The organism is Variovorax sp. RO1 (assembly GCF_002849325.1).
Taxonomy (GTDB): domain Bacteria; phylum Pseudomonadota; class Gammaproteobacteria; order Burkholderiales; family Burkholderiaceae_C; genus Variovorax.
Window position 1 is genome coordinate 1,423,524 of the sequence record NZ_PKMT01000001.1, and the last position, 16,902, is coordinate 1,440,425.

The 16,902-nt window shown below is 68.8% G+C and carries 15 protein-coding genes; 7 read left to right on the forward strand and 8 right to left on the reverse strand.

Annotated features, from left to right (window positions below):
- Nucleotides 1-17 precede the first annotated feature (17 nt).
- Nucleotides 18-1,271, forward strand: coding sequence for a glutamate carboxypeptidase (locus CY658_RS06885; protein ID WP_101489425.1), 1,254 nt, complete (start codon nucleotides 18-20; stop codon nucleotides 1,269-1,271).
- A gap of 27 nt (nucleotides 1,272-1,298) precedes the next feature.
- On the opposite strand, the gene CY658_RS06890 is transcribed toward CY658_RS06885, so the two are convergent.
- The 3 genes from CY658_RS06890 to CY658_RS06900 all read right to left on the reverse strand — a co-directional run bounded on the left by CY658_RS06890 (nucleotide 1,299) and on the right by CY658_RS06900 (nucleotide 3,715).
- Nucleotides 1,299-2,003: a glutathione S-transferase N-terminal domain-containing protein gene (locus CY658_RS06890; protein WP_101489426.1), complete on the reverse strand. Its 705-nt coding sequence runs from the start codon at nucleotides 2,001-2,003 to the stop codon at nucleotides 1,299-1,301.
- Between the two features lie 64 nt (nucleotides 2,004-2,067).
- Complete coding sequence (locus CY658_RS06895) at nucleotides 2,068-3,030, reverse strand: TIGR03571 family LLM class oxidoreductase (RefSeq protein WP_101489427.1); 963 nt, start codon at nucleotides 3,028-3,030, stop codon at nucleotides 2,068-2,070.
- 7 nt (nucleotides 3,031-3,037) lie between these two features.
- Entirely contained in the window at nucleotides 3,038-3,715 is a 678-nt protein-coding gene (locus CY658_RS06900) for a TetR/AcrR family transcriptional regulator (RefSeq protein WP_101489428.1), read from the reverse strand.
- 202 nt (nucleotides 3,716-3,917) lie between these two features.
- On the opposite strand from CY658_RS06900, the gene CY658_RS06905 reads away from it, so the two are divergent.
- The 3 genes from CY658_RS06905 to CY658_RS06915 are packed head-to-tail and all read left to right on the forward strand — an operon-like array spanning nucleotide 3,918 to nucleotide 7,431.
- Entirely contained in the window at nucleotides 3,918-4,721 is an 804-nt protein-coding gene (locus tag CY658_RS06905) for an SDR family NAD(P)-dependent oxidoreductase (protein WP_101489429.1), read from the forward strand.
- 23 nt (nucleotides 4,722-4,744) lie between these two features.
- Nucleotides 4,745-5,881 (forward strand): DUF5938 domain-containing protein, encoded by a 1,137-nt coding sequence (locus CY658_RS06910; protein ID WP_101489430.1) that lies wholly within the window; start codon nucleotides 4,745-4,747, stop codon nucleotides 5,879-5,881.
- Nucleotides 5,882-5,886: 5 nt separating this feature from the next.
- Nucleotides 5,887-7,431: an acyl-CoA synthetase gene (locus tag CY658_RS06915; RefSeq protein WP_101489431.1), complete on the forward strand. Its 1,545-nt coding sequence runs from the start codon at nucleotides 5,887-5,889 to the stop codon at nucleotides 7,429-7,431.
- A 7-nt stretch (nucleotides 7,432-7,438) separates the two neighbouring features.
- On the opposite strand, the gene CY658_RS06920 is transcribed toward CY658_RS06915, so the two are convergent.
- The gene (locus tag CY658_RS06920) at nucleotides 7,439-9,046 is read right to left on the reverse strand and encodes a class I adenylate-forming enzyme family protein (protein WP_101489432.1); all 1,608 of its coding nucleotides are present in this window, start codon (nucleotides 9,044-9,046) and stop codon (nucleotides 7,439-7,441) included.
- A gap of 113 nt (nucleotides 9,047-9,159) precedes the next feature.
- Entirely contained in the window at nucleotides 9,160-9,993 is an 834-nt protein-coding gene (locus tag CY658_RS06925; protein ID WP_101489433.1) for a hypothetical protein, read from the reverse strand.
- 176 nt (nucleotides 9,994-10,169) lie between these two features.
- Here CY658_RS06925 and CY658_RS06930 point away from each other — a divergent pair, with 176 nt between their 5' ends.
- Nucleotides 10,170-10,823, forward strand: coding sequence for a DUF1345 domain-containing protein (locus tag CY658_RS06930; protein ID WP_101489434.1), 654 nt, complete (start codon nucleotides 10,170-10,172; stop codon nucleotides 10,821-10,823).
- A gap of 7 nt (nucleotides 10,824-10,830) precedes the next feature.
- On the opposite strand, the gene CY658_RS06935 is transcribed toward CY658_RS06930, so the two are convergent.
- The 3 genes from CY658_RS06935 to CY658_RS06945 are packed head-to-tail and all read right to left on the reverse strand — an operon-like array spanning nucleotide 10,831 to nucleotide 13,954.
- Nucleotides 10,831-11,793, reverse strand: a complete 963-nt coding sequence (locus CY658_RS06935) for a DMT family transporter (protein WP_101489435.1) — start codon at nucleotides 11,791-11,793, stop codon at nucleotides 10,831-10,833.
- A gap of 59 nt (nucleotides 11,794-11,852) precedes the next feature.
- Entirely contained in the window at nucleotides 11,853-12,350 is a 498-nt protein-coding gene (locus CY658_RS06940; RefSeq protein WP_101489436.1) for a methylated-DNA--[protein]-cysteine S-methyltransferase, read from the reverse strand.
- On the reverse strand, nucleotides 12,347-13,954 hold the full coding sequence (locus tag CY658_RS06945) for a DNA-3-methyladenine glycosylase 2 family protein (RefSeq protein WP_101489437.1): 1,608 nt from the start codon (nucleotides 13,952-13,954) through the stop codon (nucleotides 12,347-12,349). Before CY658_RS06945 ends, CY658_RS06940 begins: the two co-directional genes overlap by 4 nt.
- 110 nt (nucleotides 13,955-14,064) lie before the next feature.
- Here CY658_RS06945 and CY658_RS06950 point away from each other — a divergent pair, with 110 nt between their 5' ends.
- Entirely contained in the window at nucleotides 14,065-15,447 is a 1,383-nt protein-coding gene (locus tag CY658_RS06950; RefSeq protein ID WP_101489438.1) for a phosphomannomutase/phosphoglucomutase, read from the forward strand.
- A 7-nt stretch (nucleotides 15,448-15,454) separates the two neighbouring features.
- Nucleotides 15,455-16,849 (forward strand): 3-deoxy-D-manno-octulosonic acid transferase, encoded by a 1,395-nt coding sequence (locus CY658_RS06955; RefSeq protein ID WP_101489439.1) that lies wholly within the window; start codon nucleotides 15,455-15,457, stop codon nucleotides 16,847-16,849.
- The last annotated feature ends 53 nt before the right edge of the window (nucleotides 16,850-16,902 follow it).

Below are 16,902 nucleotides of genomic sequence, written 5' to 3' on the forward strand. Positions count from 1 at the left end.
AAAGAACAGGCTTCCTCATGCACATCCGCTCCACCCCGCGTTCATGGACGCGCGCCGCTTGCCAAGGCGCCGTGCTCGCCGGTGCCTTGCTCGTCGTTGGCAACGCCATGGCCCAGAAGCCGCACCAGGGCGTGCTCGACGCCGCCACGCAGCAGAAGGACGAAACGCTGCAGCTGCTGGAGCGCATGGTCAACATCGACTCCGGCTCGACCAACACCGAAGGGCTGGCGAAGGTGCGTGAGATGGTGGCGGACGAACTGCGCAAGCTCGACGCGCGCATCGAGAGCTTTCCCGCCGAGCCGCATCCGGGCACCAACCTGGTCGCGACGCTGACGGGGCAGGGCAAGAAGAAGATATTGATCCTGGCCCACATCGACACCGTGTTCAAGGACGGCACGGCCGCGGGCAAGCCCTTCTACATCAAGGACGGCCGCGCCTATGGCCCCGGCGTGATGGACAACAAGGGCGGTGTCGTGGCCGGCCTGCAGGCGCTGAAGATTCTTCAGAAGATCGGCTTCAAGGATTACGGCCAGATCACCTTCCTGATCGACACCAACGAAGAGACGGGCTCGGTCGGCACCAGCGCGCTCATCGAGCGCGTGGCCAAGCAGCACGACGTGGCGCTGAACCTCGAGCCGGGGCGTCCGGCCGACGGCCTCGTCGTCGAGCGCAAGGGCTCGGCCACGGCGCTCATCGAGGTGAAGGGGCTCGCGTCGCACGCGGGCGTCGCGCCCGAAGCGGGCCGCAACGCGGCGATGGAAGTCGCGCACCAGGTGCTGCAACTGTCGAAGGTGGCCGATGCGGCGAAGAAGACCACGGTCAACTTCACGGTGCTCACGGCCAATGGCCCGACCAACGTGATTCCCGCCTCGGCCAGCGCCAAGGGCGACGTGCGCGCCGCCACGCCCGAGGAGCTCGACCGCGTCGAGAAAGACCTGACGCGCATCGCGCAGAACAAACTCATCCCCGAGACCGAGGTGCGCGTGCGCCTCGTGCGCGGCCTGCCGCCGATGCCACGCTCGCCCGCATCGGACAAGCTCGTGCGCATGGCCGAGGGCATCTACGGCGAGATCGGCAAGAAGCTCACCATCGAGAGCAGCGGCGGCGCCGCCGACGCCAGCCTCGTGGCCGGTGTCGGCGTGCCGGTGCTCGACGGCTTCGGCATCGTGGGCGGCGGCATCCACACGCCGGAGGAATACGCCGAGGTCGAGAGCGTGGTGCCGCGGCTCTATTTGCTGTCGCGGATGCTCATGGATTTGAGCGCGAACTGATCGCGCTGCCCGGCGTGGGGCCGAGCCTCAGCCCCGTGCCGGAATCCCCAGGCCCTTCACCACCGCGGGCCGCGCCACGAAGGCTTCGAGCACGCGCGCGACGTTCTTGAAATCGCTGAAGCCCACGAGGTCGCCGGCCTCGTAGAAGCCGATCAGGTTGCGCACCCACGGGAAGGTGGCGATGTCGGCGATGGTGTAGCTGTCGCCCATGATCCATGCGCGGTCGGCGAGGTGCTTGTCGAGCACGCCGAGCAGGCGCTTCGATTCGGCCACATAGCGGTCGCGCGGGCGCTTGTCTTCGTAGGCCTTGCCCGCGAACTTGTTGAAGAAGCCGAGCTGGCCGAACATGGGGCCGATGCCGCCCATCTGGAACATCACCCACTGGATGGTTTCGTAGCGGGCCGCTGCGTCCTGGGGAATGAACTGGCCGGTCTTTTCGGCGATGTACAGCAGGATGGCGCCCGATTCGAACAGCGCCAGCGGCTGGCCGCCCGGGCCGTTGGGGTCGAGGATGGCGGGGATCTTGTTGTTCGGGTTGAGCGACAAAAACTCCGGCGACATCTGGTCGTTGGTCTCGAAGCTCACGAGGTGCGGCTCGTAGGGCAGGCCGGTTTCCTCCAGCAGGATCGACACCTTCACGCCGTTGGGCGTGGGCAGCGAGTACAGCTGCAGGCGCTCAGGGTGCTGCGCGGGCCATTTCTTCGTGATGGGGAAGTGCGAGAGATCGGTCATGGGGCGGGTCCTTGGGAGTCCTTGGGAGAGGGGCAACAACAGCGAGCGCCGGATTCTGCCCGGCTCAGGGCGGCGATGTGCGCGCATGGCCTTGCAGGCGCGGCAGCACCTCGCGGCCGAGCTCGTTGACGATGTCCAGCGCGGGCCGCGGGCTGCTGCGCGCGAGGTTCAGCAGCACATGGGCGACGCCGGCGTCTTCCATGCGGTCGAGGTAGTTGACGAGCGCATGGCGTCCCGTGCGCAGCCCGAGTTCGATGGGTTCGGCGGGCGCGTCGGCATCGTCCAGCAGGTCGAGCTGCAACGATTGAACGAAGGGCTTGGCTTCGCCGCCTGCGCGTTCGCGCAGCGCGGTCTGCCACAGACCGATGCGGCCCTGCTGGCGCGCCTCGTCGCGGTGGTAGGTCGCCCAGCCGTCGGCGTGGGCGGCGGTCCACTGAAGCGACTGGCGCGCCGAGCCCACCACCAGCATGCCGATGCGCGCGGCGGGTGGCGCCATGAGGTCGTGGCCGCCGGTGGCTTCGTGCAGTGCGGCGCGGTCGCCCGCATCGGGCGAGAGCGCCGAGCGCACGAGGTTCCAGCGTTCGCGGAAGACGTCGCCGCGCAGCGCGATGTCCTGCTGGAAGATGGCGAACTCGGCCTCGCGATCGCCCGAGCCCAGGCCGAGGATGAAGCGGTCGTTCGAGAGGCGGTTGAGCGAGAGCGCCGCCTTGGCCACGTGCAGCGGATGGCGCAGCGGCAGCACGGCGGCGGCGGTGCCGAGCGCGATGTGCTGCGTGGCGGCGGCCAGCGCGGTGAGCCAGATGAAGGGCTCGTCGAGCACCGCAGTCTCTTCGCCCTGCGGCAGCATCACCGGCACGTCGCGCGTCCACAGCGCGGCAAAGCCGAGCGTGTCGGCCAGGCGGGCTAGCTGCAGTTCGATCGCGGGGTCGGCCATCGTCCCGTGCGGGCGCGCCAGCGGCGTCATCAGGCCCAGGGTGAGCCGCCCGGCGAGCAGCGTCTGCCGGTAGGCAGTATTGAACGGCGCCATGGCGGCGTCAGGCGCGGCGCTTGCGGGGGGCGGGTGTGGCCTTGGCAGGCGCGGCAAACAACCGCTCGATCGACTGCCGCACATCGGCCTGCATGTCGGCAATGGCCTTCGTGTCGCCCGAGAGGTGCTTGAGCAGCGCCTGCAGGAACAGCCCGTCGAAGAGCGCGTAGCAGGCCGAGGGCGGGAGGCCCGGGTCTTGTCCCGAGAGTTCGGCGAAGCGGCTCATGATGCGCCAGATCATGTCTTCGAGGCTCTTGTCGATTTCCACCACGTCGTCGTGGAACGCCGCTTCGAACAGCGCCTGCGAACGCAGGTCGTACCAGAGCCGGTGCACGTGGCCTTCGCCCTGCAGCGTGTCGCCCAGGCTCTGCAGGAAGCCTTCCATGAGCTCGTCGTAGGTGGTGGCGGTGTCGACCGCGTGGTCGTAGCGCGTGACGCAGCGCGCCTTGTACTGCTTGACGCTGCAGACGATGAGGTCGACCTTGTCGCTGAAGTAGTAGTGCAGCACGCCGTGCGAGAACTCGGAGTTCTGCGCGATCTCGCGCAGGCTGGTGCGCGCGTAGCCGAGCGTGGCCAGCGTGGTGAGGGCGGCCTCGCCGAGCTCGGCGCGGCGCTCCGCGAACTTGTCGGCCGGCGCCTTTTGCACCCGCGTGGCGTGCTTTTTTACCCGTGAATGAGTGGTCATTTCTAGCCAGGCCGCAGAGTGCCGGCCGCTGTGTTTCCTGGTGATTGCAAACCATAGCACGCGGCGCGGGAAATCCCTCGTACGTGCATTCCAGAGGCATTTTACGAAATTTGGGCAGTCGTCAAAAAAATTCTTGACACTCGTCAAGTCGATTTCTAGCATGGCCGCTCCATCTCATAAACATATTCACAGGAGACAAGTGATGGCCAAGTTCGACTTGACGGGGCGCAAGGCCCTGGTGACGGGTGGTGCGCGCGGCATCGGCGCGGGCATTGCACAAGCACTGGCGCAAGCGGGTGCGTCGGTGATGATCGGCGACGTGCTCGCCGATCTGGGGAAGGAGACCGCGCAGCGGCTCTCGGCCGAAGGGGCGAAGGTGGGCTTCGTTCCGCTCGACGTCACGAAGGACGGCGATTGGGCTGCTGCCACCGAAGCCACGGTGAAGGCGCTGGGCGGCTTCGACATCCTGGTCAACAACGCGGGCATCGAGATCACCTCGCTGGTGATCGACGTTGACGGCGACGACCTGCGCCGCATGCTCGACGTGAACGTGGCCGGCACGCTGCTGGGCATGAAGCACGCCTTTCGCGCCATGCGCCCCGGCGGCAGCGCAGGCGGCGGCGGGGCGGTGGTCAACATCGCGTCGGTCGCGGCCACCATCGCGTTCCCCGCCATTGCCGGTTACTCGGCGACCAAGTCGGCGGTCGACCGCGCCACGCGCGTGGCGGCCATGGAGTCCGGCAAGCTGGGCTACGGCGTGCGAGTCAACTGCATCTACCCCGGGCTCGTGCCCACCGACATGGGCATGAAGCTCGCCAACGACATCGTGGCCGCCGGGCTCGCGCCCAGCGTCGAGGCCGCCGTGGGCGACGTCATCGGCCAGACGCCGCTGGGCCGCCTCGGCGAGGTCGGCGACATGGCCGACGTGGTGGTCTTCCTCTGCTCCGACGCCGCCCGGTTCATCACCGGTGCGGGCCTCGCGGTGGACGGCGGCATGGGCATGTGAGCGATCAACAAGGAGCAAAGAACATGAGCAGCAGCAAGAAGAAACCCGTCATCGTCTACGGCGCCTCCGGCTACACCGGGCGCCTGGTCTGCGAGTACCTGCGCGAGTACCACATCCCCTTCATTGCCGCCGGCCGCAGCGCACAGAAGCTCGAAGCGGCGATGAAGTCGAACGTGCCCGGCATCGAGACCGCGGACTACGAAGTGGTCGAGGTCGCGCACACGGTCGAGGCGCTCACCGAACTCTTCACCGGCGCCTCGGTGGTGCTCAACACGGTGGGGCCGTTCGCCAAGTTCGGCCCCGAGGTGGTCGATGCCTGCCTGGCCGCCGGTTGCCACTACACCGACACCACCGGCGAGCAAGACTGGCTCATCACGCTCGACCAAAACTACGGCGCCAAGTTCGCCGCCGCAGGCCTGCTGCTCTCGCCCGGCCTGGCGCAGATGTACACCACCGGCGAAATCGCCGCGCAGCTGTGCCTGGAAACACCGGGCCTGGACACGCTCGACATCGCCGTGTTCTGGGGCGGCAGCCCGACCATCGCATCGACGCAGACCATCCTGGTGAACGCCGCCACATCGAAGGCCTTCTTCCTGGAGCAGAACCAGTACGTCGAGTGGCAACCCGACGCGGGCCTGTACCACCTGTCGATTCCGGGCCAGCACGAAGCCGCATTGGCATTGCCCTGGGGCGGCACCTCGCATCCGGTGTGGTTCAAGCGCGATCCGCGCGTGGCCAACGTGAAGGTGCTCGGCGGCGTCTTCAACAAGCCGCTGATGCTGGGCGTGCCGCAGATCGTGGCCGCCGCGCTCAAGGCCACCGAAGGCATGAACGACGAAGACCGCTATGCCGCGCTGGCGCAGACGGCGGCGGGCGTGATGAACACCATGCCGCCACGCGAGAACCCGCGCATCAACAAGTCGGTCGATTCGGTGCATGCCTCCGGTCCGCTGGGCCGCGCGCACTGCGTGATCTTCGGCAACTGCAACTACAAGCAGACCGGCCTGCTGCAGGCCTATGCCGCGGCCTCGCTGCTGCAGCAGGCGCCGCGGCGCGCCGGCTTTGCGTCGGGCTGCCAGGCCTTCGGGCACCGCGAGTTGCTGGGGGCGCTGCGCAGCTTCGGGCTGGTGCAGGAACCCGTGCTCACGCGGATGGGCTGACCCCCATGCGCCTCGTCGACTACCTCGACAAAGGCGCCCAGCAGGGCGCCGATTCGCCGTGCCTCACCATGGGCGACGCCGACCTGAGCTATGCACAGGTGCAACGCGTCAGCTGGCGCGTGGCGCGCGGCCTGCAGCGCGCCGGCATCGCGCCGGGGAGCAAGGTGGCGGTGCTCTCGAGCAACGACGCCATGGCCTTCGCCACGGTGTTCGGCATTTCGCGCGCGGGCTGCGTGTGGTGCCCAATCAACCCGCGCAACGAAGCCAGCGAGAACGCCTTCGTGCTCGATGCCTTCGATTGCACGTGCCTCGTGTTCCACAGCAACTACGCGCCCATGGTCGAGCAGATGCGCGCGCAGCTGCCGCAACTGAAGGCGCTGGTGTGCCTCGACCAGAAGCAGGCCTTCGCGCCTTCGATGGACGAATGGATCGACGGCCTGGACGATGCGCCGATCGACATCGCACCGCCCGACGACGTGGCCATGATCGCCGGCACCGGCGGCACCACCGGCCAGCCCAAGGGCGTGATGCTCTCGGGCGGCAACCTCGAGGCCATGTCGGCGCTGACCCTCATGGGTTACCCGTTCGAGGGCCGGCCCGTGTACCTGGCGCTCGCGCCACTCACGCATGCGGCCGGCGTGCTGTGCCTGCCGGTGATGGCGTTGGGCGGGCGGGTGGTCATCATGCCCAAGCCCGACCTGAGCGAGTTCCTCGCGCTCATCGAGCGCCGGCGTGTCACCCACACCTTCCTGCCGCCGACGCTGATCTACATGCTGCTGCAGCACCCCGAGTTGGCGCAGACGAAGCGCGATTCGCTGCAGTGCTTCTGGTACGGCGCCGCGCCCATGTCGGCCGCGCGGCTCGAAGAAGCACTCGACAAGATCGGCCCCGTCATGGCGCAGCTCTTCGGCCAGACCGAGGCGCCGATGATGGTCTCGATGATGCCGCCGCGCGACCACTTCAATGCCGACGGTTCGGTGGCGCGCCAGCGCCTGGCCTCGGCGGGGCGGCCCGGTCCGCTGGTGCAGGTCGGCATCATGAACGGCGAGGGCGCCTTGCTGCCCACAGGCGAGAGCGGCGAGATCGTGGTGCGCGGCTCGCTCGTGATGCGCGGTTACTACAAGGACCCGAAGGCCACGCAGGAGGCCTCACGCCACGGCTGGCACCACACGGGCGACATCGGCTACCTCGATGCCGATGGCTTTTTGTTCATCGTCGACCGCGCCAAAGACATGATCATCTCGGGCGGCTTCAACGTCTACTCCGCCGAGGTCGAGCAGGTGCTGATGCAGCACCCCGACGTGCAGGACAGCGCGGTCGTCGGCCTGCCCGACGAGAAGTGGGGCGAGCGCGTGGTGGCCGTGCTGCAGCTGCATGCGGGCCGCAGCGTGGATGCCGAGGCGATCAAGACCTTCGTCAAGTCGCGCATCGGCAGCGTGAAGGCGCCCAAACAGGTCGAGGTGTGGGCCGACCTGCCGCGCTCCAAGGTCGGCAAGGTGCTCAAGAAAGAAGTGCGGGCGTCGCTGCTGGAGAAACTGCAGTCGTCCTGATGCTGATTCAGTCGCGCTGGTAGTGCCCCTGGTGCGCCTGGCGCAGCTCGAACTTCTGGATCTTGCCCGTCGAGGTCATCGGCAGCGCGGGCAGGAAGACGATGTCTTTCGGCACCTCGAAGCCGCCGAGGTGTTCCTTGCAATGCGCCGTGAGCGCGGCTTCCGAGAACTCCGCCGGCGCATCGGGCCGGCGCGTGACGAAGGCCGTGATGGCTTCGCCCCAGCGCTCGTGCGGCAGGCCGACCACCGCGGCGTTGAGCACGGCCGGGTGGCGCAGCAGAACCTCCTCGACCTTGAGCGAGGGCACGTTCTCGCCGCCCGACTTGACCATGTCCTTGAGCCGGTCGAGAAAGATCAGCTGCCCGTCGTCGTCGAGCGTGCCCAGGTCGCCCGAGTGGTGCCAGCCGAAGCGCTGTGCATTGGCCGTGGCCTGCGGGTCCTTGTAGTAACCGAGCATCACGTTCGGTCCACGAAAGACGATTTCGCCGACCTGATTCGGTGCGAGCAGCTCGCCCTCGTCGCCCATCACCGCGACCTCGTTCACCATCGTGCCCACGCCCCAGTACGAGCCGAAGCGCTCGCGCTGCTGGTGCGTCTCGAAGATGGTGGCGCCGGGGTACATCTCGGTCTGCCCCGAAGCCAGTGCGAAGTTGGGGCAGAAGGTGTCGAGAAGGCGCAGCAGCAGCGTGCGCGACATCGGCGCCATCGCATACACGCACAGCCGCAGGCTCGACAGGTCGCGCGATGCGCGCTGCGGGTGCGCCAGCAGCGCGCCGTACATCATCGGCAGCCCGACCGTCACGGTGATCTTGTGGCGCTCGATGGCGGCGAGCATCGCGCCCGGGTCGAAGCCGCGCAGGATGACGTTCGTGCCGCCCACCGCCAGCGCCGACATCAGCACCGTGTGCTGCCCGCAATGAAAGAGCGGCAGCACGTTGCTCCACACATCGTGGTGCGTGGGGCTGCCGCCCCATTCGAGCATGTTGCTCATCAGCACCGAATGCACCGAGGCGTGCGAATGCATCACGCCCTTCTGCCGGCCGGTGGTGCCGCTGGTGTACATGATGAGTGCGAGTTGGTTGGTGTCGATGGCCACATCGGGCAGCGTGGCCGGGCCTTGCGCGATGGCTTGCGCCACGGTGCGCACGCCGGGTGGTAGCGTGTCGCCGTCGAGCACGCACAGCAGCGGCGAGACGGCCGCGGTGTCGAGCAGCTGGCGCAGTTCGGGTTTGGCGTGCAGCGCGGTGTCGATCACGAGGTGCCGCACCTCGGCGTGTTCGAGGATGTAGCCGATGGCATCGACCGCGAGCGCCGTGTTGATCGGCACCCACACCAGCCCGGCCTTCTGGATGCCGAGCAGCGCGACCACCATCTCGATCGAGTTGTTGCACAGCATGCCCACGCGCTCGCCGCTGGCCAGGCCCAGGCCCAGCAGGTGGTGCGCGAAGCGGTTCGATGCAGCATCGAGCTCGGTGTAGCTCATGCGGTGCTCGCCCTCGATGAGCGCGGTGCGCGCGCCGAAGCGCCGCGCGCTGCGGTGGATCACGTCGCCCAGCGCAATGCGGGCGATGCGCTGGAAGGAGGGGGGTGCGGTCTCTGGGCGGGCGGCGGGCATGGCGTCGTGTCTCCGGTCGTTGTGGTGTCGATCGGAGCGCAGACTAAGACCGGCACGGCCTGCCGGTCTTGCGAAGAGTGGCTATGCGGCGCCTACCGCTTGCCCGGGCAACGTCAGAAGCGCGCCTTCACGAAAGCCGAAGGCCCTTGCAGCCGCACCTTGAGGCGCGAATCGGCAAAGCTGCCGTCGCGCGTCAGGTCGATGTTGGTCACGCCGTACGACAGCACCAGGCCCACGTTCTTCACGGGAAACCACTCCACACCGGCCGATGCGTTGTAGATGTTGCCGTGGAAGCGGCCGCTGCTTTTCCACACGCCCGAGGCATCGGCGAACAGCCGCAGGTCGGGCGTGATCGCGTGGCGCACGCCGATCTCGAGCAGGGGCGCGATGGCGTTGTCGCTCGAGCGTTCGCTGACCGAGCGCACCTGTCCGTTCACGCCGACCAGCGCGCTGGCACCGAAGGTCGCGCGGTAGTAGGCCGCGCCGGCGCCCAGCCCGAAGACGGTGTTGCCCGACCCGAGCCACCACTTGTAGGAGAGCTTGGCGAAGTCGAGCTGCGCCGAGAGGTTCGCGTTGCCGATGGCGCTCAGCGCGCCGAAGCCGCCGATCGTGGTGTTGGCCCCCACCTGCCCGTCGTAGTCGCGCTTGTAGCGGTAGTAGTCGAAGGAGATGCCCTGGCTGTCGCCGATCAGCACGTCGGCCGTGATGCGCGGCATGGTCACGCGGCCGGGCTTGAGTTCGTTCGAGCGCAGCACGCCGTAGGGCGTTTCGACCGAGGCGCTGAACTTGGGGTCGGCATTGAAGGCGCCGACCGAGAAGCTGAAACGGTCCAGTGCCGGAGAGGGTTCGGCCGTCGCGGCGACGGGCGCGGCGATGGAGGTGATGAGAACGCCGGCAGCAGCCAGCGCGCCAGGGACGCCGCGCGAGCGCGAACGAAGCAACAGCATGAAAGAAATCCTTCGGATGAAAGACGCCTCGGGCCTGCGCGTGTGTCGCGACGCCTGCGGGCTGAGCTCCCTGGAACCGCACTACGTTAGTGAGACGGCGCCGGGCTGTGCATGCGCCGATGGCGGATGTGCCTGTAGGAAATCGCTGATGCGCAGCACGGCGCTACAGTCCGCCCATGCGCGCACACCTCTCCACCACCACCGGCCCCCAACGTTTGCTCTACGGAGCCGCGGCGGCCGTCGCGGTGGCGCTGCTGCCGTGGCCGATGGGCTTCACGGCGCGCGCACTGGCCGGCTGGTGCGCGGGCGTGGCGGTGTACCAGGTGCTCAGCTGGTGGCTGGCCGAGACCTTCGATGCCCAGCGCACGCGCGAGCGCGCGCAGCAGCTGGACCAGCCCAACGTCGTGATCCTGGTGTCGATGCTGGTGGCGGTGGGCGTGAGCGTGGTCGCCATCGCGATGCTGCTGCAACAGGTGAGACAGCTCAGCGGCTGGGCGCGCGGCGCGCACGTGGCGCTCGGGCTGGTGGCGCTGGCGGGGTCGTGGCTCATGATGCACACGATCTACGCCTTTCACTACGCGCACCGCTACTACATCGACCGCAAGGACCACGCCTCCGACGGAGGGCTCGACTTTCCGGGCAGGGAAGCGCCCGACTACTTCGACTTCATGTACTACGCCTACGTGATCGGCATGACCTCGCAGGTGTCGGACGTGCAGGCCACGTCGCACGAGATGCGGCGCATCACGCTGGTCCACAGCGTGCTCGCCTTCGCCTTCAACATGCTGGTGCTGGCCCTGTCGGTGAACGTGGTGGCCGGCGTGGTCTGAGCCCGGCTCAGCCCGCGGCCTTGCGCAGCGACGGCAGCTTGACGATGCCGGTCGACAGCGCCACGCCGCACACGATCACGAAGGCGCAGATCAGCATCCACTGCGTGATCTGCTCGCCGAGGAACACGGCGCCGTAGAACAGCGCGAACACCGGCACGAGGAAGGTCACGGTGAGCGCGCGCGCCGGACCGGCGCGTTCGATGAGCCGGAAGAACAGGATGTAGGCCACGCCCGTGCAGGCGATGCCCAGCGCCAGCAGCGCCGCCCACGCGCGCAGGCTGGGCATCTGCGCGGGCCAGAGCCAGATGGCGGGCAGCACGAGGAACAGCGTGGCGCCGATCTGGCTGCCAGTGGCCGTGGTCAGCGCGGGCACGCCGGCCAGGTGGCGGCGCGTGGCGCTGGCCGAGATGCCGTAGCACAGGCACGCCGCAAGGCAGGCCAGCACGGCCCACAGCGCGGCGTGGTTGCTGGCGCCGGCATGCAGGCCGGCGCTGCGGCTGGCGAGCATCGCGACGCCCGCGAAGCCGATCACGAGGCCGACAAGGCGTGAGCCGTTGGGGCGTTCGCGAAACCAGGCCCAGGCCACCAGCGCGCCGAACATCGGCGTGGTCGCGTTGAGCACCGCCGCCAGGCCGGTGTTGATGGTCAGCAGCGCAAAGCAGAACAGCGCGAAGGGCATGCCCGAGTTGAAGATGCCGACCGTGAGGCTGGCCTTCCAGTGCTTGGCGATCGATGGCCCTTGGCCGCGCAGCAGCGCGATCGGCAGCAGGAACGCCGCTGCGATGGCCACGCGCACGGCGGCGGTCGGCAGCGCACCGAACTCCGCCGCGCCGATGCGCATGAACAGGAAGGAGGCGCCCCACAGCGCGCCCAGCAGCACGAGGTCGATGAGCCACGCCCTGGGCGCAAGCGCGGCGGGAGCGGGCGAAGGCGAGGAAGCGACGGTGGTGTTGTTGTTCGTTGTGGTCATGCGTCTCTTTGTGGAGTGGCGCAAGGAAGACAGCGCCATCGACGGTGTTTTCTTCTGTCTTACTTGCCGGTCTCGAGCTCGAGCAAGGCCGTCTTGCGATCGAGCCCGCCAGCGTAACCGGTCAGCGAGCCGTCTGCACCCAGCACGCGGTGGCAGGGCACGATCACGCTGATCGGGTTGCGCCCGACCGCCGCGCCGACCGCGCGCACCGCTGCCGGGTTGCCCACGCGCTGGCTCAACGCGCCGTAGGTCGTGGTCTCGCCGGCCGGAATGGCGAGCAGTGCCTGCCACACGCCCTGCTGGAAGACCGTGCCGTGCGACAGGTCGAGCTGCATGTCGAAGTGGCTGCGGCGGCCCGCGAAGTAGTCGTGCAGTTGCGCGGCGGCTTCGACCAGCGCGGGGTGGTCGTCTTTCGTTTGCCAGCCCGCGGTGTCGGGCCAGTGGCGCTGCTGGTCGAACCAGACGCCCGCCAGGCCCTGGTCGGTGGCGGCCATCGTGACGCCGCCCAGCGGCGTGTCGATGTGCGAGGTGTAAATGACTGTGCGTTTGAATTTCATGGTCCTTCAGGCACGAGGCCTGCCGTTGCGAGGTCGGAAGAAGCGATCGGCGTTGCGGCAGCCGATGCCGGTTCGGGTGGTGCGGGCGGCGTGTGCCACGCGCGCAGCACCGCATAGCTGCGCCAGGGCCGCCAGGCCTGCGAGGCCTCGCCCGCGGCACGCGCGGTGGTCACGCCCAGCGCCTTCTGCAGCGCCACGTCGCCGGCGGGAAAGGCGTCGGGCCAGCGCAGCGCGCGCATCGCGATGTACTGCGCGGTCCAGGCGCCGATGCCGGGCAGTTCCTGCAGCGCCGCGAGGGTCGAGGGCACGTCGGCGCCCGCATGCAGCGCCAGCCGGCCCGAGGCCACTTCGCGCGCAATGGCCTGCAGCGCAGCCTGCCGCTGGCGCACGATGCCCAGCTGCCCGAGCGCATCGCCACTGGCTGCTGCCAGCGCGGCGGGCGTGGGGAACAGGCGGGTCAGGCCGTCGATGGGCGTGTCGATCGCGTCGCCGAAGGCCTCGACCAGCCGCGAGCCCAGCGTGCGCGCCGCGGCCACGGTGATCTGCTGGCCCAGCACCGCCCGCACCGCAAGCTCGAAGCCGTCGACCGTGCCCGGCACGCGCAGCCCGTCGCCATGCGGAAAGGCCGCATGCAGCGCGGCGTTGATGGCCATCGGCTCCGCGTCGAGGTCGAACAGCGCGCGTGCGCGGCTGATGACGATCGGCAGCACCGCGGCCAGCGAATCGCTCACGGCCAGCAGCACCTGTTCGCGTTCGAGGTCGAAGCGCAGCTGCAGCCAGCCGGCATGCGTCTGCCCGCCTTGTTGCTGCACGCGCAGCGTGCGCGTCAGCCGCACATAGGTGGGTGTGCTGCCCTTGGCGGGTTCCTTCCCGTCGGCGGTGTGCACGGTCTCGACGCCGCGCAGTGCCCGCCGCGCGAAGAAGCCGAGCATGGCGTTCGCGTCGTAGGGCGGGCGAAAGCCCAGCCGCACTTCGATGGCCTTGCCTTCGCCGCCCTCGGTGCCGCCCGCGCGGCGCAGTGCGCTCGGGTTGAGCCCGTAGTGCTCCACGAAGGCCGCGTTGAAGCGCCGCACGCTCGCGAAGCCACTGGCCAGTGCCACCTGCGTCATCGGCAGGCGCGTGTCGGCGATCAGCTGCTTGGCGGCCAGCAGGCGGCGCGTCTGCAGGTACTGCAGCGGCGACACGCCGAACTGCGCCTCGAAGATGCGCCGCAGGTGGCGGTCGCTCACGCCCAGGCGGGCCGCGATCTGCGCCGCGCCGGGGCCTTCTTCGGACCAGGCGTCGGGCTCGTCGATGAGCCGCGCGGCCTGCAGCGCGAGGATGCGCGAGGCATCTTCGGTCGACCAGCTGGCCGCGCGCGGTGCCAGCTCGGGCCGGCAGCGCAGGCAGGGCCGAAAGCCTGCTGCCTCGGCCTGGGCCGCGTGGCGGAAGAAGCGGCAGTTCTCGCGCCGCGGCAGCTTGACGCGGCAGACCGGCCGGCAGTAGATGCCGGTGGAGGTCACGGCCGTGAAGAACGAGCCGTCGAAGCGCGCATCGTGCGTCTTCATTGCCAGGTAGCAGGCGTCGCTCTCGAGCACTTCGGAGGGGGCGTGGGCGGTAGACATGGGGAAATGATACGGTTTCGACTCGTTTCAACTGGCCGTTTTCGGACATCGATGTCTACAACGCGTTGCCTACAATGCCCGACTCCGAACCAACAGTGACCCCGCCCTTCATGCAGCTCAGCGCATCGATCTTCAAGGCCTATGACATCCGCGGCGTCGTGCCCCTCAGTCTCGATGTCGAAGTGGCCGAGGCGCTGGGCCGTGCCTTCGGCAGCGCAGCACGCGCGGCCGGTGAGACCTCGGTGGCCGTGGGCCGCGACGGCCGCCTGTCGGGCCCGGCGCTGGTGGACGCACTGATCGACGGCTTGGTCGCCACCGGCGTCGAGGTGATCGACGTGGGCGCGGTCACGACCCCGATGCTGTACTTCGCAGCCCACACGCTGTGCACGAGCGGCATCCAGGTCACGGGCAGCCACAACCCGAAGGACTACAACGGCTTCAAGATGGTGCTGGCCGGCCGCGCAATCTACGGCGACGAGATCCAGGGCCTGCGCAAGACCATGGAAGACGGCAGCGCCACGCTCGCGCCCGGCGGCAGCGTGCGCAAGGTCGACGTGACCGAGGCCTACACGCAGCGCATCGTCGGCGACATCAAGCTCGCGCGCCCCATGAAGATCGTGGTCGATTCGGGCAACGGCATCGCGGGGGCGACCGCACCGGCCATCTTCCGCGCCATCGGCTGTGAAGTGGTCGAGCTGTTCAGCGAAGTCGACGGCAACTTCCCCAATCACCACCCCGATCCGAGCCAGCCCGCGAACCTCAAGGACCTGATGGCCGAACTGGCCCGCGGCGACGCCGAACTGGGCCTGGCCTTCGATGGTGACGGCGACCGCCTGGGCATCGTCACCAAGGACGGCCAGAACATCTTTCCCGACCGTCAGATGCAGCTCTTTGCGCAGGACGTGCTCTCGCGCGTGCCGGGCGGCACCATCGTCTACGACGTGAAGTGCTCGCAGCGCCTGGCGCCGGCCATCGTGGCCGCGGGCGGCACGCCGATGATCTACAAGACCGGCCATTCGCTCATCAAGGCGAAGATGAAGGAAATCGATTCGCCGCTGGGCGGCGAGATGAGCGGCCACATCTTCTTCAAGGAGCGCTGGTACGGCTTCGACGACGGCACCTACGCGGGCTGCCGCCTGCTCGAGATCCTTAGCAAGCACCCGGACGCGAACGCCGTGCTCAACGCGCTGCCCACCAGCTTCTCGACACCTGAACTGAACGTTGCCTGCGCCGAAGGCGAGCCGCACGTGCTGGTCGCCCAGCTCGTGAAGAACGCGCGCTTCGACGCACCCGCCCAGGTCTCGACCATCGACGGCCTGCGCGTGGACTGGCCCGATGGATTCGGGCTGATCCGCGCTTCCAATACCACCCCCGTGCTGGTGCTGCGCTTCGAAGGCCAGACCGAGGCGGCGCTCCAACGCATCGAGACCCAGATGCTTGCGGTGCTGCGAACGGTCAAGCCCGACGCCACGCTGGCCGCTGCTGCCCACTGAAGAACCTGTGCGTTCCCTGCTGCTTCGCCTTTACGGCGTTTTCACCACCGCCGTCCAACCGCTGGTCCGCCGCAAGCTGCGGCGCCGTGCCATCGCCGAGCCCGGCTATGCCGTGGCTGTCGAGGAGCGCTTCGGCCACTACGACGACGCCACCACCGGCTTTGCCCAGTGCTGGGTGCACGCCGTCTCGCTGGGCGAGACGCGCGCCGCCGCCATCCTGATCGCCGAACTGCGGCGCCAGTACCCGGGCATTCCGATCCTGCTCACGCACGGCACGGCCACGGGCCGCGAAGAGGGCGCCAAGCTGCTCGAGCCCGGCGACACGCAGGTCTGGCAGCCCTGGGACACGCCGGGCGCCGTCGCCCGCTTTCTCGACCGCTTCCAGCCACGCATCGGCGTGCTGATGGAAACCGAGGTCTGGCCCGAGATGGCCGCCGCCTGCGCCGAGCGCCGCATTCCGCTGGTGCTGGCCAATGCGCGGCTCAACGAGAAATCGCGCGCCGCGGCCGAACGGCTCAGCGGGCTGGCGCGGCCGGCCTACTCGGCGCTCACCGCCGTCTGGGCGCAGACCGAGGCCGACGCGCACCGGCTGGTGTCGCTCGGCGCCAAGGTGGCCGGCATCTACGGCAACCTCAAGTTCGACGCCACGCCCGACGCGCGGCAACTGGCCACGGCCGTCTCGCTGCGCGAGCACCTGCCGCGGCCGATGGTCGTGCTGGCCAGCTCGCGCGACGGCGAAGAACGCCTGCTGCTCGAGGTGCTCAAGCGCTTCGGTGCCACCTCGCCGGTGCCGCCCGAGCAGGGCGCGATCCGCTCGATTGCCAAGCGCGTGCACGACGTGCAATGGATGATCGTGCCGCGCCATCCACAGCGTTTCGACGAAGTGGCAGCGCTCATCGAAGCCGAAGGCTTTGCCGTGGCACGCCGCAGCGCGGCCGGCCAGCCGGCCGAGGCCGAGATCTGGCTCGGCGATTCGCTGGGCGAGATGGCGCTGTACTACGGCCTGGCCGACGTGGCCTTGCTCGGCGGCAGCTTCGAGCCGCTGGGCGGGCAGAACCTCATCGAGCCGGCGGCCTGCGGCTGCCCGGTGGTGATGGGGCCATCGACTTTCAACTTTGCCGAGGCGGCGCAGTTGTCGCTCGCGGCGGGCGCGTCGCTGCGCGTCGAGGGCATGGAGCAGGCCGTCACGGCCGCGCTCAAGCTGGTCGAGAACCCGGAGCGTCGTGCCGTGATGGCGCAGGCCGCGCTGGCGTTTTCGTCGTCGAACCGCGGGGCGGCCGAACGCACGGCCACAGCGGTGCTGGCGATTGCGCAGGCGGCCGAGCCGGTGACGACGCCGGTGGCCGGTGACGACAACGCGCCGCCGCCCGAAGCGGCGCGGGCCGAGCCCACGCTGGACTGACCCTGCATTCGCTCTTTCCCCTTCCGGGGGAAGGCTGGGATGGGGGCCAGCGC

Excerpts from the sequence above, each read along its gene's own strand:
- CY658_RS06920 (WP_101489432.1), bottom strand. The coding sequence starts at position 9,046 with ATGCCCGCCGCCCGCCCAGAGACCGCACCCCCCTCCTTCCAGCGCATC.
- CY658_RS06945 (WP_101489437.1), bottom strand. The coding sequence starts at position 13,954 with ATGTCTACCGCCCACGCCCCCTCCGAAGTGCTCGAGAGCGACGCCTGC.
- CY658_RS06900 (WP_101489428.1), bottom strand. The coding sequence starts at position 3,715 with ATGACCACTCATTCACGGGTAAAAAAGCACGCCACGCGGGTGCAAAAG.
- CY658_RS06905 (WP_101489429.1), top strand. The coding sequence starts at position 3,918 with ATGGCCAAGTTCGACTTGACGGGGCGCAAGGCCCTGGTGACGGGTGGT.
- CY658_RS06890 (WP_101489426.1), bottom strand. The coding sequence starts at position 2,003 with ATGACCGATCTCTCGCACTTCCCCATCACGAAGAAATGGCCCGCGCAG.
- CY658_RS06925 (WP_101489433.1), bottom strand. The coding sequence starts at position 9,993 with ATGCTGTTGCTTCGTTCGCGCTCGCGCGGCGTCCCTGGCGCGCTGGCT.
- CY658_RS06930 (WP_101489434.1), top strand. The coding sequence starts at position 10,170 with ATGCGCGCACACCTCTCCACCACCACCGGCCCCCAACGTTTGCTCTAC.
- CY658_RS06885 (WP_101489425.1), top strand. The coding sequence starts at position 18 with ATGCACATCCGCTCCACCCCGCGTTCATGGACGCGCGCCGCTTGCCAA.
- CY658_RS06950 (WP_101489438.1), top strand. The coding sequence starts at position 14,065 with ATGCAGCTCAGCGCATCGATCTTCAAGGCCTATGACATCCGCGGCGTC.
- CY658_RS06910 (WP_101489430.1), top strand. The coding sequence starts at position 4,745 with ATGAGCAGCAGCAAGAAGAAACCCGTCATCGTCTACGGCGCCTCCGGC.
- CY658_RS06940 (WP_101489436.1), bottom strand. The coding sequence starts at position 12,350 with ATGAAATTCAAACGCACAGTCATTTACACCTCGCACATCGACACGCCG.
- CY658_RS06915 (WP_101489431.1), top strand. The coding sequence starts at position 5,887 with ATGCGCCTCGTCGACTACCTCGACAAAGGCGCCCAGCAGGGCGCCGAT.
- CY658_RS06895 (WP_101489427.1), bottom strand. The coding sequence starts at position 3,030 with ATGGCGCCGTTCAATACTGCCTACCGGCAGACGCTGCTCGCCGGGCGG.
- CY658_RS06935 (WP_101489435.1), bottom strand. The coding sequence starts at position 11,793 with ATGACCACAACGAACAACAACACCACCGTCGCTTCCTCGCCTTCGCCC.